Below are 25,217 nucleotides of genomic sequence, written 5' to 3'. Positions count from 1 at the left end.
CGCGCCCACACTGCCGTGTTCACGGAAGACGCGATGCTCGCCTCAGGGGACCTCGAGTGGGGAATCGTCGGCGTCACCCAGCGGTCGGACACCGTGGCCCGGCAGCTCGCCCCGCAGCACGGCCTGTTCTCGGTGGCGGAGCGTGGGGAAGTGGCTGCCCCGGTGCGCGTGGTGTCCAGCATCGTGGAAGCCATCTCGGGGCGGGACAATCCCCAGCTGGTGGTGGACCGCCTCGCCGCCCCGGCCACCAGGATCGTCACCCTCACCATCACCGAAAAGGGGTACCGTTTCGATCCGCAAACCCGCACCCTGGACCTGGCCGACCCCGACGTCCAGGCGGACGTGGCCGGCGGGGGCCCGCGTACCGCCGTCGGACAGATCGCCCGGGGCCTGCAGCAGCGTTCCCGCACCGGCGCTGGGCCCATCACCGTGGTGTCCTGTGACAACCTGCCCGGCAACGGCGAACTGACCGCCACGATTGTCCGGAACTTCGCCGCAGCCCTGCCGGAAGCCGAAAGCGACGATCTCCTTGCCTGGCTGGCGGGCAACGCCACCTTCCCGTCCACCATGGTGGACCGGATGGTGCCGGCCACCACCGAAGGCGACCTTGCCGCCGTCGAACGCGAACTTGGCCTGCGTGACGAAGCCGCCGTGGTGGCCGAACCCTTCAAGCAGTGGGTCATCGAGGACAACTTCGCTGCCGGCCGCCCGCGGTGGGAGGACGCTGGGGCGCTGTTCAGCACCGACGTGGCCGCCTGGGAAGCGGCCAAATTGCGGCTGCTCAATGCCAGCCATTCCATGCTGGCTTACCTTGGCCTGGCCACCGGCAAGGGGAGCATCAGCGACGCCGTAGCCGTGGACGCGTTCCGCACCGCGTGCCGGCGCATGATGATTGACGAGGCCCTGCCCAGCATCACCCTCCCGGCCGGGCTGGACGGGGAACAGTACTGCGAAGAGGTGCTCCGCCGGTTCGCGAACCCGGCCCTCGGCCACACCACCGCGAAGGTGGGCAGTGATGGTTCGCAAAAGATCGGCCTGCGGCTGCTGGGGACCGTCCGCGGAACGCTCGATGCCGGCCGGGAACCGAAGTGGGCCGCGCTCGCCGTCGCCGCGTGGATGCACCATGTGGCCAACACCCCGGAAGCGGACTTGAACGATCCGCTGGCCCCGGAACTGCAGGCAGCACTTCCCGAAACCCGTAGCGCTGACACCGTGGTGCCGGCCCTGCTCGGGTTCCGGCCCGTCGTCGAGCCTGGACTGGGCGTGAACGAACGGTTCCGGGACCTGCTCCTGCACTGGTACCGCATCATCGACACCAACGGCACTATCGACGACAGGCTCGCAGGCCTGGGAAATGAGATCAACCATGGCTGACGCATCCGCCGTCCTCCGCGTCTCACCGGTCATCCCGGTGGTCACCATTGACGATCCCCAGGACGCGGTGCCCCTGGCCCGCGCGCTGGCGGACGGCGGGGTCAAGATCATCGAGCTGACCCTCCGCACCGACTCAGCGCTGACTTCGCTGAAACTGATCGCCGAGGAGGTGCCGGAGATCCTGGCGGGCGCCGGTACCATCCTCAGGCCCGCACAGGCCGACGCCGCCGTGCAGGCGGGTGCCAAATTCCTGGTCAGTCCAGGGGTCACCCCGGCCCTGCTCACCGCGATGCTGTCCCTGGACGTCCCGGTGCTTCCTGGAGTCGCCACGGTGGGGGAGGTCCTGGCGGTCCTGGAACAGGGCCTGGACGCCATGAAGTTCTTCCCGGCCGGGCCTGCGGGCGGCCCGTCCTACCTGGCGGCCGTCGGCGCGCCCATCCCGGACGTGCAGTTTTGCCCCACCGGAGGTATCAGCCTGGCCGCCGCGCCGGACTACCTTAGGCTGCCCAACGTGGCCTGCGTGGGCGGCAGTTGGCTTACCCCGGCAGACGCCGTCGCGGCCAAGGACTGGGGGCGGATCACTAAACTGGCCAACGGGGCGGCAGCCCTCAGCCGCTGAACCAAAGTAGGTCGCAGCAGGTGTCGTTTTGAGCCCCTAAAACGACAGTTACTGCTACCTAGTTGGGGTGAGGGTCAGCCCTCTGCGGCGGCAGCCCGGACCTGGGCTTTGTCGTGCTCCGAGTGGGCGCTCCGGATCAGGTCCATGAACTCGGTTTCATGCCGGACCAGCCGCTTGTACTTTTCGGGAAGCTTGCGGATCTGGTCCTCCTCGCGGCACATCCTGGCGAAGATCTTGTCGCGTTCAGCCATGTCCGTCTCGTAGTTGAGGTCCAGGTATTCGGTGGCGTGGCGCCTGGCGCCGGACACGGCGTTTTTGGCCTTGCCCTTGGGGCTGAAGATGGACGCCAGGATGGTGACCAGCAGGACGCCCAGGATCACGCCGAGCGAGACGCCGGTGCTGACCTCCACCACGCTGACGTGCTCGCCGTCGTTGATGAACGGCAGGGTGTTCTCGTGCAGGGCGTGCAGGATGAGCTTCACGCCGATGAAGCCCAGGATGACCGCCAGGCCGAACGAGAGGAAGATCAGCCGGTCCAGGAGCCCATCGATCAGGAAGAACAGCTGGCGTAGGCCCATCAGCGAGAACGCGGTGGCGGTGAACACGACGAACACGTTCTGGGTGAGGCCGAAGATCGCCGGAATGGAGTCCAAAGCGAACAGGATGTCCGTGCCGCCGATGGCCAGCATCACCAGCAGCATGGGCGTCAGGACCCGCTTGCCGTTCTCCACTGTGAAGAGCTTGTCGCCGTCGTAGTGTTCGGACGCCGGCAGGAGTTTCTTGGCGAGCCGGACCACCAGGCCGTCGGAGTCGTCGTCGTGGCTGTCCGGCTTGAGCAGGTTGCCGGCCGTGACCAGCAGGATGAGCCCAAAGATGTAGAACACCCAGGCGAAGCTGTTGATCAGTGCCGCGCCCAGGAAGATGAACGCCGTGCGCGCGATCAGGGAGAACACGATGCCGAACAGCAGCACTTTTTGCTGGTCCGCGCGGGGCACCTTGAAACTGGCCATGATGATGAGGAAAACGAAGAGGTTGTCTACTGACAGCGCCTTCTCCGTGACATAGCCTGCGAAGTACTCGGTGCCCATGGCGGGGCCGCCAAACAGCAGCACTCCCAGCCCGAACAGAACCGCGATGCCCACGTAGATCGACGACCAGGTGGCAGATTCCTTGAGGGACGGGGTGTGGGCCTTGCGGACATGGAAGAAGAAATCGAACGCCAGCAGCCCCACGATTCCCGCAATGGTCAGGGTCCAGACATACGCAGGTACTTCCACGCGGCGGGCCTTTCGTCGGAGGTTCCCCCAGCCTACCTAAGCGGGCTTCAGCAGCTTGTGCTCCATGACGGCAGACCGGGACAGCGTCTTGTACCCTTCCTGGTCGAATAGCACCGTAATGACATCGTCCTCGTGCCGCATCACCAGTCCGGGGCCCCACTCCTTGTGGACCACCGTGGACTGCAGCGGGAAAGGTTCGTCGACGGCGGAAACCATGCCGCCGCCGTCGGACGTTTTGCCCGGCTGCGCCACGTCATCCCGGGTGGCGGCAACCGCCGTGCAGCCGTCACAGTTGCCGCACGGCGCCGGCAGGTCCTCGCCGAAGTAGCCCAGCAGGAACTGCCGGCGGCAGCCGTCCGTCTCGGCGTAGGCGCGCATCATGGTGAGGCGGGACTGGTCCACCCGCTGCCGGGCCTCGGCGAGTTCGACGGCGTCGCTCACCAGCGTGGGCAGCTTGGCCTTGGAGATCAGCCGGACACCGCGCGTGCCGGTGGCCACGGCACCAATCTCCTCCAACTGGTTCACCAGGCCCGTGATGCGGCGGGTTTTGAAACCGGTCAACTCAGCGAGGGAGGACTTGGGGGTGGCCGCATGTGCCGCCTTGAGCACCTTCAGCACCGCAAGGAGGGAATCGGGATCGGGGGAGTGGGTGCCGAAGAATTTCCGCAGGCCCAGGTCCTCCGAGCGGTAATGCAGCACCGCCGATGCGGGCTCCCCGTCCCTGCCCGCCCGCCCGATCTCCTGGTAATAGGAGTCCAGCGATTCGGGGATGTCGGCGTGGACCACAAAGCGGACGTTCGGCTTATCGATGCCCATGCCGAACGCGGTGGTGGCGACCACCACGTCCAGCTTGTCGTCAAGGAACAGCTCGTGGATGTGTTCCCGGTCCGCGGCGGGACGGCCCGCATGGTAGGCCTCCGCGCGCAGACCCTGCGTGGCCAGCTTGGCAGCGTACTTTTCCGTGTCCTTCCGGGTGGCAGCGTAGAGCAGCCCGTGACCCTGCCGGGCCAGGTCCGCTACCTGTTCCAGAACGGCCTTGCGCTTGCCCTTGTCCTCATGATGCCGCACCACGTCCAGCGTGATGTTGGGCCTGTCGAAGCCGTGGACCAGGACCAAAGGGTCCTTCATGCCCAGCCGCTCCACAATCTCGTCCCGCACCGGCGGGGAGGCGGTAGCGGTCAAAGCGGCTGCGGGCGGGTTTCCGAGTTGCTCCCGGACATCGCCAAGGGCCAGGTAATCGGGGCGGAAGTCATGGCCCCAGGAAGAAACGCAGTGGGCCTCATCCACCACAAACATGGAGATGTCCAGGGCTTTGATCCGGTCCACGGTTGATTGCTTGGCCAGTTGTTCCGGGGCGAGGAACAGGAACACAGCCGTGCCGTCCGCAGCCGTCTCCCATGCGGCCTCGACTTCGGTGTCACTGCGCGAGGAATTGATGGCCACCGCGGCGTCCGGTCCGAGGACCTGCATCAGCCGGTCCAGTTGGTCCTCCTGCAGGGCAATCAGCGGTGACACCACGACGGCGGGACGTCCCGTTGTGTGGTGCAGGTGCAGGGCTGCGACCTGGTAGATGGCGGATTTGCCATATCCGGTGGGCATGACGGCGAGAACGTCGCGGCCGTTGGCGAGGGCGGTCATGCCGGCCAACTGCCCGTCCCGGAGGTCCGGCAGGTTGAAGGACGCGGCGGCAAGGGCCCGCAGGGCAGGGTCGTCGGACATGAAACGGGGCTCCGCACGGAAGAAACCAGCGGCCGCTTGCTTCAGCCGTACGAACCACCCTACGCCAGCCCCGCCCCGCGGCCGTAAACTCCGGTCCTGGGTGGGAAAGCGCCCGGCGGCACATGCCGCACCCCCGGGTGCTCCCCTGCGGACAGCAGTTGCGTTACGTGTCGATGGTGGACATGTTGGGGTAGCGCGCGCCGGCAGTCGAGCCCGCTGGTGCCAGCTGGTCCAGCAGTTGGAGTTCGTCCTGGCTGAGCTCAACGTCTACGGCGCCCAGGTTCTCGTGCAGCCGTTCACGTTTTTTGGTGCCCGGGATTGGGACAATGTGCTCGCCCTGCGCGAGCAGCCAGGCGAGGGCCAGCTGTCCGGGGGTGCACTGTTTCCGGTCGGCAAGCTCCTTCACCCGGTCCACGAGTTCCAGGTTCCGGGTGAAATTCTCCCCCTGGAAGCGCGGGGAGTGCCGGCGGAAGTCGTCCTCGGCGAAGTCGTCGACGCTCCGGATCTGGCCCGTGAGGAACCCGCGGCCCAGCGGGCTGTAGGGCACAAACCCGATGCCGAGTTCCGCGAGCACGGGAAAGACTTTGGTTTCGGGCTCACGCTCCCACAGCGAATACTCAGTCTGCAGTGCCGTGATGGGGTGCACCGCGTGGGCCCGCCGGATGGTCTCTGCGGATGCCTCGGACAGGCCCAAGTGCCGGACCTTCCCGGCCTGCACCAGTTCCGCCATGGCGCCAACCGTGTCCTCGATGGGAACGGTCTTGTCCACCCGGTGCTGGTAGTACAGGTCGATGTGGTCCACCCCCAGCCGCTGGAGGCTGGCATCGCACGCGGACCCGACGTATTCGGGGCGGCCGTTGATGCCTACCCAGGAACCGTCCTCGCGGCGTTCGTTGCCAAACTTGGTGGCGAGCACGACGTCCCCGCGGCGTCCGGCAATGGCCCGGCCCACCAGCTGTTCGTTCGTGAAGGGGCCGTACATGTCGGCTGTGTCCAGCAGGGAGCCGCCGGCGTCCAGGAATTCGTGGATGGTGGCAACCGACTCCTGCTCGTCGCCGTCGCCATAGAATTCGCTCATGCCCATGCAGCCAAGGCCAAGGGCGGAGACTGTCAGTTGTCCAATGGTGCGTGTTTTCATGCCGTTCTCCTCAACGGTAGAACTTGCCTGGGAACCGGCCAGCCGGCGTTCGTTTCCCGAACTCTGGAGGCCGGGTGGTGCAGCGTACGACACTATAGGCGCTTCACCTTGGGAATGTTCCTGAAAACTAGGGGCTGCTACCCCTAGACCACTCCCGGGGCCGTGCCTAGACTGGGCGAATCCCCACCGGGACCGGTACCTGACCACGGCCAACATCGGGAAGCACCATTTGGCCAGGGCTGTTCCCCTTCAGGGGTGTCTCACCTACCCAGATCACGGCCGTCTTACCGGACGCCTGACTATAGGAGCGATAGATGACAGGGAACAAAGCCGTTGCCTACAAAGAAGCCGGCAAGGTCGAAGTAATTGACATTGATTACCCCACGTTCGAGCTCAAGGACGGCCCGGGGGTCAATCCGGCCAACGTCGGGCGTCCAGTCAACCACGGGGTCATCCTTAAGACGGTGGCCACCAACATCTGCGGTTCGGACCAGCACATGGTCCGCGGCCGCACCACGGCCCCGCCCAACCTGGTGCTGGGCCACGAAATCACCGGCGAAGTGGTGGAGGTGGGCCGCGACGTCGAATTCATCAAGGTGGGCGACCTCTGCTCGGTGCCGTTCAACATCGCCTGCGGCCGCTGCCGGAACTGCAAGGAGCGCAAAACCGGCATCTGCCTGAACGTCAATCCGGACCGGCCGGGCAGCGCCTACGGCTACGTGGACATGGGCGGCTGGGTGGGCGGCCAGGCCAACTACGTTCTGGTTCCGTACGCTGACTGGAACCTGCTGAAGTTCCCGGACAAGGACCGGGCCATGGAGAAAATCCTGGACCTGGCCATGCTCTCGGACATCTTCCCCACCGGGTTCCATGGTGCGGTTTCGGCCGGTGTTGGCGTTGGCTCCACCGTCTACGTGGCCGGGGCCGGTCCGGTGGGCCTTGCAGCGGCGACCAGTGCGCATCTGTTGGGGGCCGCCGTCGTGATTGTGGGCGACATGAATGAGGGCCGGTTGGCTCAGGCGCGCAGCTTTGGCTGTGAAACCGTGGACTTGTCCAAGGGCGATCCGAAGGACCAGATAGAACAGATCCTCGGTGTCCCCGAGGTGGACTGCGGCGTCGACGCCGTAGGGTTCGAGGCGAAGGGCCACGGGCACGACGCCAAGGAGGCGCCCGCGACGGTCCTGAATTCCCTCATGGAGCTCACGGCAGCCGGCGGAGCCCTGGGCATCCCCGGCCTGTATGTCACGGGGGACCCGGGCGGCATTGACGAGGCCGCGAAGAAGGGCGCGCTGTCGCTGAGCCTTGGCACCGGCTGGGCCAAGTCCCTGAGCTTCACCACCGGCCAGTGCCCGGTGATGAAGTACAACCGGCAGTTGATGATGGCCATCCTGAATGACAGGGTCAGCATCGCCAAGAACGTCAATGCCAAGGCGATTCCGCTGGAGGAGGCACCGAAGGGCTACGCGGAGTTCGACGCCGGAGCAGCCACCAAGTACGTCCTGAACCCGAACGGCTACTTGAGCTGACGCGGGGGCGGGCGGGGATGTCGCCAGGGACCCCTTGCTTGCGGAAATACCTGCTGCCCGGGCCGGGTTAGGCTTTGCACGGGCAGCACAAATCCGCAACTGAAGGAGTTCCCTTGAGCGACATCACCGTCCGCCACAATCCCCAGCGTGAGCGTTTCGAGATCCTCGATGCCGGCAACGTGATCGGCAAGGCGGCGTACAAGGAGTACGACGGCGGGGAGTCGCCGCAGCGGATTTTCTACCACACGGTGATCAACGAGGAATACGGCGGGCAGGGCCTTGCCGGCCGCCTGGCCACGGCTGCCCTGGACAGCACCGTGGAGGCCGGCATTGGCATCGTCCCGGTGTGCCCCTTCATCAAGAAGTTCCTGGCAAAGCACCCGGAATACCTGGGCAGCGTGGTGGCTGTTGCGCCGGTCCACCTGGAATTCCTGGAGACAGCGATCGCTGCCCGCACCCGCGGCTGAATCAATTTTTCGAATCGCGAAACGGTCGAAAAAGGAATCGCGGCCACCCGGCCACAGTCCCGCGGAACCCCCGGCAAGCCTTCAGGAAGCTCCCAACCTGCGGTGATTTAATCAGCATCTGTCAGCGCGGCTCAACGCCGTGCTGACGTTGTTTGTGAACGCCGAGGTGGGACAGGAGCCCTTTGTATGTCCGTGCACCCCGTGGTGCCCAAACCGGGCCGCGACGCCCCGCCGCCAGTGCCGGGCAAACCATCTTCCGCCAGGAGGAAGGGCAACAGGAGGCTGCTGATACTGGCCTTGGCCGTGGTGCTGGTCATCGTTGGCACCATCGCCCTGGCCGTGGTCCGGTCCGAGGCGCCGTCGGGTGCGGTTGTCCCCACCCAGCCGGCCCTGCCGGCGTCCCCGGTGGCGGCAGCCCCGCCGTCGTTGCAGGACAGCGTGGACAACATCCTCAGCGAAGCGGACGAATACCGGATCGGGCTGGCGCTCGCCGACGTGTCCGGCGGCGCGGAACGGACGTTCGGCGACGAAGACACATTCACTGCGGCCAGCACGGCGAAAGTCCTGACCGCCGCCGCCTACTACCACTTGGTGGAAACCGGGCAGGCGAGCCTGGACGATCCAATGGGGGACTACGACGCCGCGTTCCAGCTCAAAGCCATGGTCAATGACAGCAACAACGACTCCTGGCTGCTGCTGATGGACGCCGTGGGCTACCCGCAGCTCATTGCCTACGCGGACTCGATCGGCGTCACGTACGACCCCGAACAAAACCTCCTGACCGCGGCCGACATGGCCCTGATCCTGAAGAAGCTGTACGCGGGGGAGCTCCTGGACAAGGACAACACGGCGCAGCTGCTCAGCTACATGCAGGACACCAACAACGAGGACCTCATCCCGGCGGGGTCAAGGGCCGGCGTGGATGTTCACCACAAGTACGGGGAAGTGTCCGGCGAGCTCCATGACGCCGCGCTCCTGAGTTACCGCGGGTCCACGTTCGCGCTGGTGATCTACACGGAGAACCCTGGAGGGGTGGCGGATGACCGCCAGGCCGAGGTGATCCGCGATCTCACCCGCGCGGTGGAGGACGCATTGTTCCCGGTGGTGCTGGCGGGCAAGTAGCGAACGCCACACCACGCTGGCAATCCGCCGAATCGTCTCCGGCGCAGGCTGTAGGCCAGACTGTTACCGTGAGCAACAACCCCCGGACTGCCCTGGCCGTCGCCGGCCTCAGCCTGGGCACGGCACTGAACCCGCTGAACTCTTCAATGATCGCCGTCGCCCTGGTGGTGCTGCGCGCCGACTTTGGGCTCGACGTCGCTGCCGTCACCTGGGTGGTCACGTCCTTTTACCTTGCCTCGGCGGCCGGCCAGCCGGTCATGGGCAGACTGGCCGACAGGTTCGGACCGCGGCGGATGTTCATGCTGGGCATGGGACTGGTGGCTATCACCTGCGCCCTGGCTCCGTTGGCCCCGAACTTCGCGCTGCTCTGCGTGGCGCGGGCGGTCATGGCACTCGGCACAGCCACGGCCTACCCCAGCGCCGTGGTGATGGTGGGTGCCCTCGCGCACCAGGCCAAGGTCGATGCGGCCCGCCCGCTGGGCCGGCTGCAGATGGCCAACACGTCCGCAGCCGCGGTGGGGCCCGTCGTCGGCGGCCTGCTGGTGGGCTTCGTGGGCTGGCAGTCGCTGTTCCTGGTCAACGTCCCGCTGGCGCTGGCCGCTCTGCTGATCGTGCGGAAAGCAGCCCCCGCGGACCAGGTCCGGGAGCACGGCAGCGTGGCGCAGCTGTTGCGTGACTCCGACATTCCAGGGATCGCCGGGTTCATTGGTGCCCTGCTGCTGGTCATGATGGCGGCGCTGAACGTGGCGCCGGACTACCGCTGGGAAATGCTGGGCGCCGGGACAGTCCTCGCAGCCCTGTTTGCCTGGCGGGAGCTGCGCTTCGCCAAGCCGTTCCTGGACCTGCGGCTGCTGGGCCGGAACAGGCCCCTGATGCTGGTGTATCTCGCCTTCGCCGTGTTCAGCAGCGTCTACTACTTCGTGTTCTTCGGCCTTCCACAGCTGCTGCAGGAGGCTGGCGGTTACGGTCCCGGCGTCGTGGGCCTGCTGATGCTGCCCCTCGCCGGCATGTCCGTGGTGGCCACCCCGTGGGCAGTCTCCGCGATGGGAAGGTTCGGTGTCCGGCGCGTGCTGCTCGCCGGCGTCGTCCTCCTAACGGCGGTGGCGGCACTCATGTGGCTGCTGACCGGCACGCTGGCCATCCCGATCGTGGTGATCCTGACCGCACTGATGGGCATCCCCTACGGCACCGTGAGCATCGCCTCCAACCAGGGCATGTTTGTGTCCACCCGGCCGCAGGACCGCGGCGTGGCTGCCGGCATCTACCAAACCTGCCGCTACGTGGGTGCGATCACCGCAACGGTCATGATCGGGGTCTTCGCGTCCGGCGGGGTTCACCAGGACAGCTGGATGCGGATGGTGCTGGCCATGCTTGTCCTCTGTGCGGTGACGTTCGGAATTTCCGTGTTCTGGCGGCAGCAAAAGGCGTAGGCCCTACCCTAGGAAGGCGCCGGGGGAGCGTGGCATGCTGGCCGCATGGGAAACATGATGACTCTGGGTAACGCCGAAACGTCCGTCCAGGCGTATGTCAGTGAACCGGCCGGGACTCCCAAAGGCGGGCTGCTGGTGGTCCATGAAGTATGGGGGCTGGTGGGCCACACCAAAGACGTGGCAGACCGCTTCGCTGCCGAAGGCTACCTGGCGGTGGCGCCGGACCTGTTGTCCGGAGCAGGTGGCACACCGGCCTCTGGCCGGTTGCCGAGCCTCGGCTGCGCGCCGCCGTTCCGTTCTACGGCCACGCCGAATTCAAGGACGCCGAACTGCGCGCCATCAACTGCCCTGTCCTGGCGTTCTACGGGCAGCAGGACACCGCCCTCATCGAGGAGCTGCCCGGGCTGAGGTCACGGATGCGGGCAGCCGGGGTGGACTTCGAGGCCGTGGTGTATCCCGGCACCGGCCACGCTCTCTTCAACGACACCAACAGGTACACCTATAACGGCGATGCGGCCGCCGATTCCTGGGCCCGCACGCTCGCTTTCCTGGAGCGGAGCCTGGGGGCCTAGGACCGGCGGCTGCACTTCACCTTTGGAGACGGCAGCCGGGGGTCACGGGCAGTAGCGCGCCTCACGGTGGTACTGCACGGAGTTCCCCACCTGGTGGGAATCCTCCCTCTCCCAGCACTGCCGGGTGCCGTCCGGGCCTGTCTGCGTGGTTTGCTCCCGATAGTGCTGGCCCAGTTCGGCGAGCTGACCGTCGCGGACAAGGATGTGGAAGTGCGTTTGGGTGGCGATGACGTTCTGCGATCCGTCGCTGTAGGTGGAGGTATCGACGTGGTTACTGGAAGACGAGGTGGACTCCATGCCGCTGGGCGTCGAGACATGGTGGCTGACCGCCGTACCCGTGCGGCAGTAGCTGTAATCCTGCCCGCTCTGGCACTCGTTGTACTTGGTGACTTCGGCGCCGTTGCCGCTCGCGGCCTGTGCCGGTGCTGCCACGGCTGCAAAGCCGAGTGCCAAGGCGGCGCCAATGAGGGTGGTGCGTTTCGTGAACATCGTGACGTGTCCTGCCTGCCGATGTTGGGGGAGCACGTGCCCTGTGCCCCGTTTCTGTAGGTAACGGACAGCAGCCCCACTTCTCCTGACGGAACCTGCCGGCTGGCCGCAACTCAACTGTGTGACCGGCCGGCGGGAGTTCGTAGGGCCATTGGTCCCCGATGGCGATCCCTGGTGCCTGGGCCGCAGGGACCCTTTCGAAGGGCAACCCGAGGGCCGCCGTCGTGCCTCTCCGCCCTCAGCCCTGTCAGGCAGGCCGGGCCGCGACAGGGGTGACCCGGACGCGAGCGATCCGGAGCCGGTCCATGCTAAGGACCGTCAGGACGTATCCGGGGATCGGCACCCGGTCGCCGGTGTGCGGAAGGCGGCCCAGGCGGTCCATCATGAAGCCGGCCACCGTTTCGTAATGGCCTTCAGGGAGGGCGATCCCTGCGGCGGTCTGGAACTCCTGCAGGATCAGGCCGCCGTCGACGTCGATGAATCCGTCTGCCACATGGACGCGGTCTTCGTGCTCGGCGCCGGTGTCATACTCGTCATAGATTTCGCCCACCAGTTCCTCCACCAGGTCTTCGAGCGTGACCACACCGTCCGTGCCGCCGTACTCGTCCACCACGAGGGCGATGTGCTGGTTGGTCTTGCGCATCCGGGAAAGGGACGGCAGTACCCGGTTGGTCCCGGGCAGCGGAAGGATCTCCCTGGCAATGTCCCGCACGGGCGACCGGTCCTGCAGGTCATCCCTGGGCATCAGGTCGCGGATGTGCACGAAGCCCAGGACGTCATCCGGGCTCCTCCCGATCACCGGGAACCGCGAGAACGGGCCGTCCCTGACCATCGCGCGGGCGTCGGCAATGTTCATCGCCCCGTCGATGAATGTCACCTCGGTGCGTGGGCGCATCACCTCCTGCAGCGTCCGGTCCCCGGCGCCGACCACATCGGCAACGATATTCCGGCTGCTCTCTTCGAGCAGTTCGCTTTCTGCCACCATGTCCCAGAACTCTTCGGAACTGATGCCCGCCCGCTTGGCGTGCGGGTCGCCGCCAAGGAGCCGCACCACGGCGTCCGTGGATACTGACAGGAGCCAGATGACGGGCCTCATGGTTTTCGAAAGGCCGATCAGCGGCACGGCCAGCACTTTGGTGAAGGCGACGGGTTTTTGCAGCGCCAGCCTCTTGGGGGCGAGCTCGCCCAGCACCAGGGACAGGTAGGCCACCAGCAGCGTCATGCCGATGACGGACGCAGGACCGGCTGCAGCACCCAGCCCGATGGCTTCGAGGATCGGCACGACGGCGGGCGCGATCGCCGAGGCGCCATAGGCCGCCGAGAAGAACCCGGACAGGGTGACACCAATCTGGACCGTGGAGAGGAACTGGTTGGGGTTGCGGGCCAGGGCGGCAGTCTTGGCCCCAGTGTCGCCGGTTTTTTCAATGCTGCGCACCTGGCTTTCGCGCAGTGATACCAGGGCCATCTCCGCCGCCGCGAATACACCTCCCAGCAGCACGAAACCGAGAACCAACGCAATATTGACCAGGGCGCCGCTGTCCATGACATGACTTTACCGATCCATGGCTCCGGTGGCGCCTGACTCGTCGGAGGCCGTCAGGAGGCGGCGGAGCGTGGCCGAAGCCGGAGTGCCTGCATGCCACCGTCGACTGCCAGGTCCACACCGGTGGTGGACCCGGCGAGTGGGCTGGCCAGATAAACGATGCCTGCCGCGATTTCCTCAGGGGATACCAGCCGTCCGTGCGGCTGGCGGGCCTCCAACGCCGCGCGCTCGGCGGCGGGATCCGCTGCGCTGGCAAGGAGCCGCCCGATCCATGGAGTGTCGGCAGTCCCCGGGTTCACGCAGTTGACCCTGATGCCTTCCTGCAGGTGGTCGGCGGCCATGGCCAGGGTGAGCGACAACACCGCACCCTTGGTTGCGCTGTAAAGGGCGCGCTGGGGGAGCCCGGCGGTGGCTGCAACGGAGCAGGTGTTGACGATCGCCGCGTGGCTGGACCGGCGCAGGTGCGGCAGGGCCGCCCTTGAGACACGGACCATGCCCAGCACGTTGACATCGAACACCCGGTGCCACTCGTCGTCGTCGTTGGCCTCGATGGTGCCCTGCGCGCCCACCCCGGCATTGTTGACCACCACGTCGATCCCGCCCAGTTGCTCCGAAGCCTCTTCGACGGCACTGCGGACGGACGCGTCGTCGGAGACGTCGCAGTGGATGGCTTTGACTCCCGCCGGTGCCTGGTCAGGGTTCAGATCCAGTACCGCGACCTCAGCCCCGCGCTCCTGGAGCAGTTTGGCTGTGGCGGCTCCGATTCCCGAGGCTCCGCCGGTGACGATTGCTTTGATTCCCGCAAACTCCATTGTCTGGTCCTTTCGTAATTAGCCCTGGAAGAATTCCTGGCGCTGGCGGCCCAGTCCCGCCACTTCAAGTTCGACGACGTCCCCCGCCTTCAGATAGGGGAAGCGACCGGACAGGGCTACTCCCTCCGGGGTGCCGGTGCAGACCAGGTCACCCGGCTCCAGGACCAGGAACTGGCTGAGGTCATAGATCACCTGCTCCACGCCGAAGATCAGGTCTCGGGTCGAGGAGTCCTGGCGGATTTCGCCGTTGACCCAGCTGCGCAGCCGCAGGTCGCGGGCATCCACTTCGTCCGGGGTCACCAGGTATGGTCCCGTGGGGCAAAAACCTGCGCAGCTCTTTCCCTTGGACCACTGGCCGCCGGACACCTCCAGCTGGAACATGCGCTCCGACAGGTCGTTGACCGTAACAAAGCCTGCGATGTAGTCGTGGGCCTGGGAGGGAGAGTCCAGGTAGGAGGCGCGCCGGCCGATGACCACGCCGAGTTCCACTTCCCAGTCGGTCTTGGTGGAACCGCGTGGAATGGCCACCGGATCGAATGGCCCGGCCACGGTGTTGGGGGCCTTGTGGAAGATGATGGGAACCGAAGGCGGTGCGGAGCCCGATTCCGCTGCGTGGGCTGCGTAGTTCATGCCCACGCAGATCACCGAGGACGGCCGGGCGATCGGAGCACCAATCCGGGCCCCATCGTCAAGGGCGAGTTCCGCCAGTTCGCCGGCGGCCAGTGCCGCTGCAGCACGCGCCGGCCCGTCGGATTCCCAGAAGTCGGCGTCGATATCCCGCGTCACCTGCTCCAGGGAGTAGTACTTCTTGTCCTGGAGCAGGGCGGGGATTTCCTTGCCAGTGGCACCTATGCGCGCAAATTGCATTCGTTTCTTCTTTTCTCGGTAGTACTCGGTTGTGCTGTCAGCTGATGAGCCCGCGGTCCCGGAGGTCAGCCCACAGCCGGTCCGGGACGGCCTGCGAGGCCAGGTCCAGGTTTTGCTTCACCTGCGCCGGGGTCCGCATGCCCACCACAACGCTGGTCACGGCCGGGTGCTGGTACGGGTAGTGGAGGGCGGCTGCAGGGAGCGTAGTGCCGTGCGATGCGCAGATGTCAGCCAGCAGGTTCGCCTTGTCCAGCAGGTCCTGTGGGGCAGGTGCGTAGTTGTAGGTGGCGTTGGCGGCGGGGCGTTCCTTGGACAGCAGCCCGGAATTGAAGACGCCCACATTCACCACGCCGACGCCGCGTTCCCGGCAGGCCGGGAGGAGGTCCCTGGCCGCGCCTTGCTCCAGCAGCGTGTACCGGCCGGCGAGCATGACCACGTCGATGTCTGTCTCGGTGACGAACCGGTGGAGCATTTCGGACTGGTTCATCCCCGCACCCCAGGCGCGGATGACCCCTTCGTCGCGGAGCGCGGAGAGTGCCGGGGCCGCGCCTTCGAGGGCTTCCGCCCAGTAGTCATCCGGGTCATGGATGTAGACGATGTCGATCCTGTCGGTACCCAGCCGCTGCAGGCTCTCCTCGATGGAGCGAAGCACCCCGTCACGCGAGTAGTCGCGGACCCGGTGTATATCGTCAGGGACGTCGAAGCCCTCCGTGTCCTTACCTCCGGGCGACGGGTTGGGCCGCAGCAGCCGCCCAATCTTTGTGCTGAGCACGTAGCTGTCGCGGTCCTTCCCGGCCAGCGCGGCACCCAGACGCCGTTCGGAGAGCCCCAGCCCGTAGTGCGGCGCGGTGTCAAAGTAGCGGACGCCGCCCTCCCAGGCCGCGGTAACGGCGTCGACTGCGTCCTGCTCTTGGACCTGCCGGTAAAGGTTGCCGATGGGGGCCCCGCCGAAGCCGAGCACCGGCAGTTGGACATCGGTGCCGGGGATGGTGCGGGTTTCTGCTTGCATGGTCAGTCCTTTTCCTGGTTCATGGCGCTCTGTTCTGCGTATGCCTGGAGCCCGTAAACGCGGCTCGCGGTTCCGTGCGCGACGTTGTTGCGCTCGCCGTCGGACGCGCCCGCCATAGCCTGTTCCACGGTGGTGATCCAGTCCTTGTAGGCGGCTGGTCCTGTGAGGGAGACAGGGCAGTCACTGCCGATCATGCAGCGTTCTGCTCCGAAGAGGCGCAGCGTTTCCTGGATGAACGGCAGTGCCTGGGGTGCCAATGGGCGGTCCGGGGCAGCTTCTGCGCCGGCCCCCGAGATTTTGACGACGACATTGTCACACCGGGCCAGTTCCTGCATGCCGCTGCGCCACGCGGTGAGCTCTCCGCTCGCGATGGGCGGCTTGCCCATGTGGTCCAGCACGATCACGAGGCCGGGTGCGCGGCGGGCAAATTCCACCAGCGCGGCGAGCTGCCAGGCGCGGATGCAGGCGTCGAAAACCAGCCCGGCCCGGGCCACTTGCCGGGCGCCCGCAAGCGTCGACTGGTGCAACATGAAAGATTCGTCACGGTCCTGGAGCAACTGCCGCACCCCGCGGACCAGGGGCCGTTCCAGCAGCCGGCCCAGGTCCTCCGTGACGGCATCACCCCGGCTGATGGGGGCGAAAGCCACAATGCCGGCCAGCTGAGGCCAGCCCTCTTCAAGGCTGGCAACCCAGTCCACTTCCTTCAGCGCCTGGTCATCACGGCAGTCAGCCTGCACGAATACCGCTCCCCGTGTATTTGCTGGCCTATGGGGAAGGTCCGCCGGCAGGAAGGGCCTATTCAGGGCAGGAGCGTCCGCCAGCCAGTCATAGTCCAGCATGGCCGGATCCCAGATGTGGACGTGGGAATCGATCACCTGCAATGACGGTGCCCCCATCAGGCCGTGCCCTCGGGCCGCACGCCGATGGTCAGCAGCAGGTTGGCATAGTGCCGGGTGTCGCCGCTGGCAATGACGACGGCGACGTTCGCTGAGCGTGCGGCGTCGTAGAACTCGAAGCGCTGATGGGCCGTGATGGGGACCTTTGTGCCAAGAGTGCGTTCGTAACCCTTGATGGCCTCCGTCCAGTTTCCGTCCGGAGGTGTCATGACCGCTGCTGCTTCCAGCGGGACGGCGTCGACCAGGACGTCGAGGATCTGGTCAATCGTCAGCAGGCCAGGCCGCAGGTTCAGGGCGATACGACGGGCAGATGCGGGTGCTCCGGTGTTGTGCGGGTAGTTGGCGTCTGCAACCAGGATCTGCGAGCCGTGGCCGGATTCTGCGAGCGCGGCCAGCAGACCGGGATGGGTCAGGGTGTAGTTGATCACGCCTCCACCTCCCGCCGTACGCTGGCGAAGGCCACCCGGCCGGGTGGGTTGCCCGCCCGCCAGGCCTGTTCTGCCTGGCCGGTGTCAGTTCCTGCCCAGTAGCTGCCATAGGGAAATGCGTATTCCTGCAGCGTCTGCTCCTTGAGCTCGGCCGAATATCCGGGTTTCTCCGGCATCACGTAGGCGCCGTCCTTGATGATGCACGGGTCCACGAAATGCTCATGGAGGTGGTCCACGAACTCGGTGACCCGGCCGGTAAGGTCGCCTGAAATGGCAATGAAGTCGAAGATGGAGAGGTGCTGGACGAGCTCGCACAGGCCCACCCCGCCGGCGTGCGGGCACACGGGGATGCCGAACTTGGCTGCCATCAACTGCACGGCGAGTACTTCGTTGACGCTGGCCAGACGGCACGCGTCCAGCTGGCAGTAATCGATCGCGGCGGCCTGGAAGAGCTGTTTGAAGAGCACGCGGTTCATGCCATGTTCGCCGGTGGCCACCCCGATGGGCTGGACTGCCCTGCGGATTTCGGCGTGGCCCAGGACATCGTCCGGGCTGGTGGGTTCCTCGATCCAGAGCGGGTTGAACTCAGAAAGTTGCTTGATCCAGTCGATGGCCTGCGGGACATCCCAGACCTGGTTCGCATCGATCATGAGGTTGCCCTTGGGTCCGATGACTGCGCGCGCGATGCTGAGGCGGCGGATGTCGTCCTCCAGGGACGCTCCCACTTTCAGCTTGATATGCCGGTAGCCCTGGTCCACGGCCTCCTGGCAAAGCCGTCGGAGCTTCTCGTCGGAGTAGCCCAGCCAGCCGGCGGATGTTGTGTAGCACGGGTAGCCGGTTTGGGTCAGCTGCTGGATGCGGTCGTCCCGGCTTGGCGCAAGGCGCCCCAGCAGGCCCAGGGCCTCTTCCCGGGTCAGGGCGTCCGAAAGATAGCTTAGGTCCGCTGCGTTGACGATCTGCTCCGCGGTCATGTCCACCAGGAACCGCCACAGGGGTTTTCCTGCCCGCCGAGCGGCGAGGTCCCAGACGGCATTCATCACGGCTCCGAGGGCGAGGTGCTCCACCCCCTTGTCCGGCCCGAGCCAGCGGAGCTGGGAATCGCGTTTCAGGCCCCGGTATGTTTCCCCAAGGTCGCCGCAAATCCCGTCGACGTCCTCTCCGATCAGGGGACGTGCCCGCAGTTCCATGGCGGCGGCGCAGATGTCGTTGCCGCGGCCGATCGTGAAGGTAAACCCGCAGCCGTACACTCCCGGGTCGTCTGTTTCCAGCACAATATAGGCGGCGGAGTAGTCCGCATCGTGGTTCATGGCATCCGAGCCGTCCGCCGACAGCGAGGTGGGAAACCGCACGTCGAACACGTCAAAACCGGTGATGTGTGGCATGGTGAGCCCTCCAGGGTCAGGCTGTGAAGATGACGCTTCACAACGTTGCGAGCATCATCTGATGTATTGGGAAGTATTTGATGAGAATATAAGAGTGAACCTGATTTTCCAAGGAATACATCGGATGAAAGTGGATTTCCCTAGCGGGAACCCCTGACGAAACACAACGAAAGGCGGCAGAGATGGCGAACGGCGGACCCAATGGTGCGATGTCCCAGACCGATGTGGTCATCACGGGCGTGAAGCGGATGCTGTCCTCCCGCCGGCTTCGCCCAGGCGACCGGCTGCCGATCGAGAAGGACCTGGCCGCAGAGCTGCAGGTATCACGCGGCTCGCTGCGGGAGGGCGTGCGCGCCCTCTCCACGATGGGCATCCTGGAAACCAGGCAGGGTGCCGGAACCTTCGTCACCCGGCTGGAACCGTCGGCCCTCCTTTCTGCAATGGAATTCTGGGTAGGGCTCCAGGATGGGGAGCGGGCCAATCAGGTCCATACCGTCCGCAGGGCACTGGAAACGGAGGCAGCGGCTGCCGCGGCCATCTGCATCGGGAAAGACCAGCTGGACCAGGCCGAACTCATCCTTGAGCGCGCCTATTCCGCGATTCATGCGGCCCCTGTCCAGCATGAAGCGGCGATGCAGTGCGACGTGGAGTTTCACCGGTTGATCGCCGAGGCATCTGCCAACCACGTGCTGTCCGCGTTGATCGAGACCGTGTCCACGAACACCATAAGGGGGCGAATGTGGCGGTCCATTCATGACAGCGAGGGCTTGCTGGCCACGCATCGCGAGCATCTTGGCATCCTGGAGGCGCTGCGCCGCCATGACGTGGACCGCGCCAGGACGCGGATGGCCAACCACCTCTATGCGGTGGAGGACTATGTGACGGCCATCCCCGAACCGGACCTTGAAGGACAGGTCCGCGATGCTGTGGCAGTCTTCGGTGACGGCGATGAGTCAAACTAACCCGCATTCATCTGATCTTGTTTCCCCAAAAGACCGGAAAGCTTTTGAGGCATGCCGTTCTGATTCAAATTTCCGAATAAAGATCAGATGATTTGCTTGACTTACCCAGATCTGCGGGGTCATTCTGTTGGAACAGGGGTTGCGTACATCACACCAGGCAGGCCACGAGGACGTCGCCGGGCAACCTTTGTCCCCAGCTATGAAAGGACATGCATCGTGTCGAACAACCGCGTTACCGGCCGTCTGCTGACAGCGGCAGCGGTGGCAGCCCTCGCAGTGGGAACATTGAGCGCCTGCGGTTCAAGCGCAGGTTCGTCATCGGATGGGGGCAAGGAAGCCTCCTCGATGTACACGTGGATCAGTAATGAAAACGACCGGGCGCAATGGCAGGCCTTCGTGGATGCGGCCAAGAAGAAAGACCCGGCGTTCAACCTGACGCTCGAGGGCCCCAGTTTCACCGACTACTGGACAAAAGTGAAGACGCGGTTGTCCAGTTCCGGTGCGCCGTGCATCATCACCACGCAGGCAGCCCGTGCCCAGGAGCTTAAGGACCTGACGGTTCCGCTTGACGACATGGTCAAGAGCAACAACGTCGACGTGTCCATGTACAACAAGGCGATGATTTCTGGCTTGACTGTGGACGGAAGCCTCCGCGGCATCCCGTACGACGCCGAGCCGGTGGTCCTCTACTACAACAAGGACGTCCTGTCGGCAGCGGGAGTGAGGGAACCAACGCTCAATTACACCACCGCCCAGTTCACGTCCGACCTCAAGGCGCTGACGAAGGACGGCGTCACAGGCCTGGCCGTTCCGCCGGGCTTCGGCGCCGGCCCCGGCCTGCCATTGGCCTTTGCCAACGGCAATGAACCGGTCAAGGACGGGAAGCTGGACCTGACCAACCAAGGTCTCGTGCAGGACCAGCAGTTCGCTTTTGACCTGGCCGCCAAGGAAAAGGTGGCCACCGCTCCGCAGGCATCGGATGGCAGTGATGTTCCGGAGCAGCAGTTCATGAGCGGCAAGGCGGCCATGATCATCGACGGCCCCTGGATGTACGACTCACTGACCACGAAGACGCAGGGCAAGGTGGGTATCGCAGTCATTCCTTCGACTTCGGGACAAGGCATCGGGATGATCCAAGGCTCCGCCTTCGCCATCGCGGCATCCTGCAAGGACAAGGAAACGGCTTTCAAGAACATCATGAAGATTACGACGCCTGAGGTCGTTGGCGCCGTCGGGGCCGCCCGCGGGACGGTGCCGTCCGTGGAGTCCGCGGTCAAGGACTGGGCCGGTAACAAGCCGGCGGCCGACGTCGCCGTGGTCGAGGCGTTGCTGAAGTCCGGGCGGCCCCTGGTGACGACCCCCACCTGGAACCAGGTGGAAACGAACTTCACGCAGTACTCCGGCGACGGGTTCCGCGGCAGCAAGTCAGCCCAGGAAATCCTTTCCACCATCGCCAACTCAGCCAAGTAATCCTCTCGGGGCGGGCTCCCGCTTGGAGCCTGCCCCGCTTAAGGAATAGGTCAATGATGACTGCTATACCGACGCTCGCCGTAAAGAACGCAAAGAAGCCGGCCAGGGTTACCGGCCACGGGAAGCTCGCCGCTGCTTACCTTGCCCCCGGCATGCTGGGGTTCCTTATCTTTATCGTGGTGCCTCTCGTCGCCTCCCTGGTGATCAGCCTGTTCGACTGGCCCCTGTTCGGCACACCCAAGTTCGTAGGACTGGAAAATTACACCCGCATGCTGACCGGGGATCCGGTCTTTTGGACGGTCCTGGGCAACACGTTGTTCTTCGCTGTCTGCTACACCGTGCTGAACCTTGTCCTGGCACTGGCGGTATCCACGTGGCTGCACAACTTGGGGAGCTGGGGCCCGTTCTTCCGCGTCCTGTTTTTCGTCCCGGTTGTCACGCCGATGGTTGCCAACGCGCTGGTATGGCGGCTCATGCTCACCGATGACGGCGTCGTCAACAGCTTCCTGGCCAATTTCGGCATCCATGGACCGTCCTGGCTCAGCAACAGCCAGCTGGCCATGGGCTCATTGATTGCCATGTCACTGTGGCAGGGAATCGGCTACAACATCATCGTCCTCGGCGCGGGGCTAAACGGGATTTCTCCAAACCTGCTGGAAGCAGCCCGCATTGACGGTGCCGGGGGGTGGCAACGGTTCTTCCGCGTGGTGCTGCCCATGCTGTCGCCGTCGCTCTTCTTCTGCACGGTGATGACCATCATCGGTTCCTTCAAGGTCTTCACCCAGCCATACCTGCTCACGTTAGGCGGCCCCGGAGAATCCACCAACACCATCGTGCTCTACCTGTACCGCAACGGATTTTCCTTCGACAAGCTCGGCTACGCATCGGCGCTGGCCTGGGCGCTGTTTGTGATCGTCATGCTTATCACCGCTGTGCAGTTCTCCCAGCAGAAGAGGTTGGTCAACTATGACAACTGAAACCATGGCGAAGGGCGCCACCCCGAACACCGGCGCCCTGAAACACCAACCCCCTGCGCGTCGGAGAAAGAAGCGGCCGGGCACCTACATCAGTAGGGTGGCCATTATCCTGGCAGGCCTCGTCTTCTTCTTCCCGTTCCTCTGGATGGTGGCTACTTCCCTGAAGCCGACTTCCGAGGTCTTTTCGACGGGTTCAAACTTCCTGGCTTCCCGCGTGGAATGGTCCAACTATGTCACCGCCTGGACTGCCATACCGTTCGCACAGGTGATCGCCAACAGCTTCCTTGTGTCCATTGCCGGAGCAGCCCTGACCACCGTGGTGTCGCTGCTGTCTGCGTATGCCTTCGCACGGCTGCAGTTCAGGCACCGCGACAAGCTGTTTCTTGTCTTCCTGGGCACCCTGGTGTTGCCGCAGGAGGTCCTGGTCATCCCGCTGTACATCATGATGAACAAGCTGGACCTGGTGAATTCCCTTCCGGCGCTTATTGTTCCGTTCGCGTTTGGTGCGTTCGGTGCGTTCCTCATCCGGCAGTTCCTGCTTTCCCTCCCGGTCGAATTCGAAGAAGCGGCGCGGATAGACGGTGCGGGGTCCATCCGGATCCTGTGGAGCGTCATCCTGCCACTGGTCCGCGCCCCGCTCGCGGTGGTGGCTGTATTCAGCTTCATCGATTACTGGAGCAGCTTCCTGTGGCCTCTGATCGTCATCAATGACGTCTCGCAGGCCACGATTCCGCTCGGCCTGTCCATGTTCTCCGGCGAACGCGGAACGGACTGGGGGCCGTTGATGGCCGCCGCAACCGTAGCCGTGATCCCCAGCCTATTGGTCGTTATCCTCCTGCAGCGCCAGTTGGTAAAGGGCGTCAGCATGGGCGGATTCGGCGGCCGCTGAGCACCACCCTGACCCCCGGAATTCCCAAATCAACCATCTGAAATTGGAGTGCAGCATGTCTGAAAGCACAGCTACGCCTGAAGACTGGAGCAAATTGTCCCGGCCCGTGCCGGAGTGGTTCCAGAACGCGCCGTTCGGCATCTTCATCCACTGGGGCGCCTACTCCGTTCCCGCCTGGGCCGAACCCATCGGCGCCCTGGGCACCATCGAGGACCGCGAGTGGTTTACCCACAACCCCTATGCGGAGTGGTACTACAACACCATCCGCATTGACGGCAGCCCTGCCCAGCAGCACCACCAGGACGTGTTTCGAGGCGAGGACTACGACGCCTTCCTGGACCAGTGGAAAGCGGAACAGTTCGATCCGGGGGACTGGGTGGAACTGTTCAAATTCGCCGGTGCCGATTACGTGGTGCCCACCACGAAGCACCATGACGGCATCGCGCTCTGGGATGCTCCGGGGACAGGCGAACGCAACACGGTCCAGCGCGGACCGCGCAGGGACCTGATCGGCGAAATCGCCGGGGCCGTGGATGACAAGGGCCTGAAGCTGGGGCTGTACTATTCCGGCGGACTGGACTGGCATGTTCGCCCGTTCCCGCCGCACGTCACCAGCGAAAGCGTCCACGACACTTCCCGCCCCAAGGACGCCGGCTACGCCGAATACGCCTACAACCACGTGGTGGACCTGGTGGACAAGTATCGGCCAGACGTCCTGTGGAACGACATTGAGTGGCCCGACGCCGGCAAGCACTTTGGCGAGTACGGGCTCGGCAGGCTGTTCGAGCATTTCTACTCGATCAATCCGCAAGGCGTGGTGAACGACCGTTGGGGCGCCACCCACAAGGACTATGCCACCAGCGAGTATGAAGCTTCCAGGGAGAACGAGTCTGAATCCGAGTGGGAGAACTGCAGGGGCATCGGATTCTCCTTCGGCTACAACCAGGTGGAAGGTCCGGAGCAGTCCTTGACCGGCCATCAGTTGGCCCGCCACCTCACGGACGTGGTCTCCCGCGGCGGCCACTTCCTTTTGAACGTAGGTCCACGGGCGGACGGGACCATTCCTGAGATCCAGCGCCAGGCCTTGACCGATCTTGGCCACTGGATGGCTTCCGCCAAGCAATACCTCGTGGGGGCCCGTCCGTTTCAGGAAGGAACCGGAACCATGGCAAGCAGCGACGACCCCTGGATCCGATGGGTGGACCGCGGAACGGAGGCCGTGGCCTTCCTTGACTTGCTGGGCGGGGGAACGGAAGCTGCCTTGAAGCTGGACGCGGGCAGGTTCTCATTGTCACAAGCGTCAGCGGAGGGCGACGGCGGAACGGTCGAGGCCACCGCAGACGGACTCAAAGTTACCCTGTCGCCTGACCGGACCGGCCCGGTCATCGTCCGGATCCCCAAGGCGTAGTCCCGGAAGTGCGTCGACGGCGTCGGCTGCCCCCCAGGGCGGCCGCCGCCGTCGTGCCTTACGTGTACATGAGCGAGCCCGGCGTAGTGAGTTTTTCGCCGGTTTCCAACCAGGTCTTCAGGCCGGAGAGGATCATCGGCCAGCCGCCGTAGAGCTGTTCGTTGGCGCCCTCGCGCAGGTCGCTGTGCGTGACCGTGAGGTGGCAGGAATCGCCCACGGGCTCGATCTCCCAGGTGACCTTGGACGTTCCCTCGGCCTTGACGTCCTCGCCCCACAGTGCGCGCATGGTCTGGACCAGCCTCCGGGGCGGGTCAACCTCCAGGTTTTCGCCTTCGCCGAGGACCTGGCCTGCCTTGGGGTTGCCCATTTCGAAACGGCCGCCCGGCGTCCAGTCAGACGTGAGGGTGTTCCCGAACTGGTACTTGCTGCGGATATCGCTGTCCGTGATGGCTTCCCAGAGCTTCTCCGGGGTGGCCTTGATGTAAATCTCGAAGATCTTTTCCATGGGACTTTCCAATCTGGATTTGAGGTCGCTGAGGGCAGCGGCCCATGGTTCTGCGTATTTGCTGACCCAGCGGTCGTGGACCAGGCGGATGGGGACCGGGTTCAGGAAGTGCAGCTTTTCCCGACCGCGACGGCGGGAGACCACCAGGCCTGCGTCCTCCAGGATGCGGAGGTGCTTGGCGATCCCGAACCGGGTCATGTCGAACCGTGCCTCAAGTGCGCTCAGGGTCTGGCCGTCCTCGCGGAACAGCTCGTCGAGCAGGTCCCGCCGGGTGGGGTCGGAGAGTGCCTTGAACACGTCGTCCATGCCATCAATGATAGGTGACTATATGGTCAC

At 64.9% G+C, this 25,217-nt stretch carries 25 protein-coding genes; 13 read left to right on the top strand and 12 right to left on the bottom strand.

Annotated elements, in window-relative coordinates:
- The first annotated feature begins 15 nt into the window (after window positions 1–15).
- A complete protein-coding gene (locus IEW19_RS12080) occupies window positions 16–1,374 on the top strand; it encodes a mannitol dehydrogenase family protein (RefSeq protein ID WP_229748452.1) in 1,359 nt (452 codons plus the stop codon).
- Window positions 1,367–1,993 (top strand): bifunctional 4-hydroxy-2-oxoglutarate aldolase/2-dehydro-3-deoxy-phosphogluconate aldolase, encoded by a 627-nt coding sequence (gene eda / locus IEW19_RS12075; protein WP_188571871.1) that lies wholly within the window; start codon window positions 1,367–1,369, stop codon window positions 1,991–1,993. Before IEW19_RS12080 ends, eda begins: the two co-directional genes overlap by 8 nt.
- A 74-nt stretch (window positions 1,994–2,067) precedes the next feature.
- On the opposite strand, the gene IEW19_RS12070 is transcribed toward eda, so the two are convergent.
- From IEW19_RS12070 to IEW19_RS12060, 3 genes are all read right to left on the bottom strand, one after another.
- On the bottom strand, window positions 2,068–3,270 hold the full coding sequence (locus IEW19_RS12070; protein WP_188571870.1) for a TerC family protein: 1,203 nt from the start codon (window positions 3,268–3,270) through the stop codon (window positions 2,068–2,070).
- Between the two features lie 36 nt (window positions 3,271–3,306).
- Window positions 3,307–4,989, bottom strand: a complete 1,683-nt coding sequence (locus tag IEW19_RS12065; RefSeq protein ID WP_188571869.1) for a RecQ family ATP-dependent DNA helicase — start codon at window positions 4,987–4,989, stop codon at window positions 3,307–3,309.
- A 163-nt stretch (window positions 4,990–5,152) separates the two neighbouring features.
- The gene (locus tag IEW19_RS12060) at window positions 5,153–6,127 is read right to left on the bottom strand and encodes an aldo/keto reductase (protein WP_188571868.1); all 975 of its coding nucleotides are present in this window, start codon (window positions 6,125–6,127) and stop codon (window positions 5,153–5,155) included.
- 314 nt (window positions 6,128–6,441) lie between these two features.
- Here IEW19_RS12060 and fdhA point away from each other — a divergent pair, with 314 nt between their 5' ends.
- The 6 genes from fdhA to IEW19_RS23520 all read left to right on the top strand — a co-directional run bounded on the left by fdhA (window position 6,442) and on the right by IEW19_RS23520 (window position 11,244).
- Entirely contained in the window at window positions 6,442–7,653 is a 1,212-nt protein-coding gene (gene fdhA, locus IEW19_RS12055; protein ID WP_188571867.1) for a formaldehyde dehydrogenase, glutathione-independent, read from the top strand.
- A gap of 113 nt (window positions 7,654–7,766) precedes the next feature.
- On the top strand, window positions 7,767–8,120 hold the full coding sequence (locus IEW19_RS12050) for a GNAT family N-acetyltransferase (protein ID WP_188571866.1): 354 nt from the start codon (window positions 7,767–7,769) through the stop codon (window positions 8,118–8,120).
- 186 nt (window positions 8,121–8,306) lie between these two features.
- Window positions 8,307–9,242, top strand: coding sequence for a serine hydrolase (locus IEW19_RS12045; protein WP_188571865.1), 936 nt, complete (start codon window positions 8,307–8,309; stop codon window positions 9,240–9,242).
- Window positions 9,243–9,310: 68 nt separating this feature from the next.
- Window positions 9,311–10,672, top strand: coding sequence for an MFS transporter (locus IEW19_RS12040; protein ID WP_188571864.1), 1,362 nt, complete (start codon window positions 9,311–9,313; stop codon window positions 10,670–10,672).
- Between the two features lie 45 nt (window positions 10,673–10,717).
- Window positions 10,718–11,080, top strand: coding sequence for a dienelactone hydrolase family protein (locus IEW19_RS23525; protein WP_308419992.1), 363 nt, complete (start codon window positions 10,718–10,720; stop codon window positions 11,078–11,080).
- Complete coding sequence (locus IEW19_RS23520) at window positions 11,002–11,244, top strand: dienelactone hydrolase family protein (RefSeq protein ID WP_229748455.1); 243 nt, start codon at window positions 11,002–11,004, stop codon at window positions 11,242–11,244. Before IEW19_RS23525 ends, IEW19_RS23520 begins: the two co-directional genes overlap by 79 nt.
- Before the next feature lie 42 nt (window positions 11,245–11,286).
- Here IEW19_RS23520 and IEW19_RS12030 read toward each other — a convergent pair whose 3' ends face one another.
- From IEW19_RS12030 to IEW19_RS11995, 8 genes are all read right to left on the bottom strand, one after another.
- Window positions 11,287–11,733, bottom strand: a complete 447-nt coding sequence (locus tag IEW19_RS12030) for a hypothetical protein (protein WP_188571863.1) — start codon at window positions 11,731–11,733, stop codon at window positions 11,287–11,289.
- Between the two features lie 247 nt (window positions 11,734–11,980).
- The gene (locus tag IEW19_RS12025; protein ID WP_188571862.1) at window positions 11,981–13,276 is read right to left on the bottom strand and encodes a hemolysin family protein; all 1,296 of its coding nucleotides are present in this window, start codon (window positions 13,274–13,276) and stop codon (window positions 11,981–11,983) included.
- 53 nt (window positions 13,277–13,329) lie between these two features.
- Window positions 13,330–14,088, bottom strand: a complete 759-nt coding sequence (locus IEW19_RS12020; protein WP_188571861.1) for an SDR family NAD(P)-dependent oxidoreductase — start codon at window positions 14,086–14,088, stop codon at window positions 13,330–13,332.
- Between the two features lie 18 nt (window positions 14,089–14,106).
- The gene (locus IEW19_RS12015; RefSeq protein WP_188571860.1) at window positions 14,107–14,955 is read right to left on the bottom strand and encodes a fumarylacetoacetate hydrolase family protein; all 849 of its coding nucleotides are present in this window, start codon (window positions 14,953–14,955) and stop codon (window positions 14,107–14,109) included.
- 37 nt (window positions 14,956–14,992) lie between these two features.
- A complete protein-coding gene (locus IEW19_RS12010; RefSeq protein WP_188571859.1) occupies window positions 14,993–15,964 on the bottom strand; it encodes an aldo/keto reductase in 972 nt (323 codons plus the stop codon).
- Between the two features lie 2 nt (window positions 15,965–15,966).
- Window positions 15,967–16,860, bottom strand: a complete 894-nt coding sequence (locus tag IEW19_RS12005; RefSeq protein WP_229748451.1) for an amidohydrolase family protein — start codon at window positions 16,858–16,860, stop codon at window positions 15,967–15,969.
- Window positions 16,860–17,288 (bottom strand): RbsD/FucU family protein, encoded by a 429-nt coding sequence (locus IEW19_RS12000; protein ID WP_188571858.1) that lies wholly within the window; start codon window positions 17,286–17,288, stop codon window positions 16,860–16,862. The genes IEW19_RS12005 and IEW19_RS12000 overlap by 1 nt, the downstream gene beginning before the upstream one ends.
- Window positions 17,285–18,670, bottom strand: a complete 1,386-nt coding sequence (locus tag IEW19_RS11995) for an L-fuconate dehydratase (protein ID WP_188571857.1) — start codon at window positions 18,668–18,670, stop codon at window positions 17,285–17,287. The genes IEW19_RS12000 and IEW19_RS11995 overlap by 4 nt, the downstream gene beginning before the upstream one ends.
- 182 nt (window positions 18,671–18,852) lie before the next feature.
- On the opposite strand from IEW19_RS11995, the gene IEW19_RS11990 reads away from it, so the two are divergent.
- The 5 genes from IEW19_RS11990 to IEW19_RS11970 all read left to right on the top strand — a co-directional run bounded on the left by IEW19_RS11990 (window position 18,853) and on the right by IEW19_RS11970 (window position 24,376).
- Window positions 18,853–19,632: a FadR/GntR family transcriptional regulator gene (locus IEW19_RS11990; protein WP_188571856.1), complete on the top strand. Its 780-nt coding sequence runs from the start codon at window positions 18,853–18,855 to the stop codon at window positions 19,630–19,632.
- Window positions 19,633–19,848: 216 nt separating this feature from the next.
- Entirely contained in the window at window positions 19,849–21,102 is a 1,254-nt protein-coding gene (locus tag IEW19_RS11985; protein ID WP_229748450.1) for an extracellular solute-binding protein, read from the top strand.
- Between the two features lie 53 nt (window positions 21,103–21,155).
- The gene (locus IEW19_RS11980) at window positions 21,156–22,079 is read left to right on the top strand and encodes a carbohydrate ABC transporter permease (RefSeq protein WP_229748449.1); all 924 of its coding nucleotides are present in this window, start codon (window positions 21,156–21,158) and stop codon (window positions 22,077–22,079) included.
- Complete coding sequence (locus IEW19_RS11975) at window positions 22,069–22,968, top strand: carbohydrate ABC transporter permease (RefSeq protein ID WP_188571855.1); 900 nt, start codon at window positions 22,069–22,071, stop codon at window positions 22,966–22,968. The genes IEW19_RS11980 and IEW19_RS11975 overlap by 11 nt, the downstream gene beginning before the upstream one ends.
- 55 nt (window positions 22,969–23,023) lie before the next feature.
- Complete coding sequence (locus IEW19_RS11970) at window positions 23,024–24,376, top strand: alpha-L-fucosidase (protein ID WP_188571854.1); 1,353 nt, start codon at window positions 23,024–23,026, stop codon at window positions 24,374–24,376.
- 58 nt (window positions 24,377–24,434) lie between these two features.
- On the opposite strand, the gene IEW19_RS11965 is transcribed toward IEW19_RS11970, so the two are convergent.
- On the bottom strand, window positions 24,435–25,187 hold the full coding sequence (locus tag IEW19_RS11965) for an ArsR/SmtB family transcription factor (protein ID WP_188571853.1): 753 nt from the start codon (window positions 25,185–25,187) through the stop codon (window positions 24,435–24,437).
- Window positions 25,188–25,217: the final 30 nt, after the last annotated feature.

Origin of the sequence: Arthrobacter liuii, assembly GCF_014639275.1 — a bacterium.
Classification (GTDB): domain Bacteria; phylum Actinomycetota; class Actinomycetes; order Actinomycetales; family Micrococcaceae; genus Arthrobacter; species Arthrobacter liuii.
This window is presented reverse-complemented; position numbering and strand designations above follow the sequence as displayed.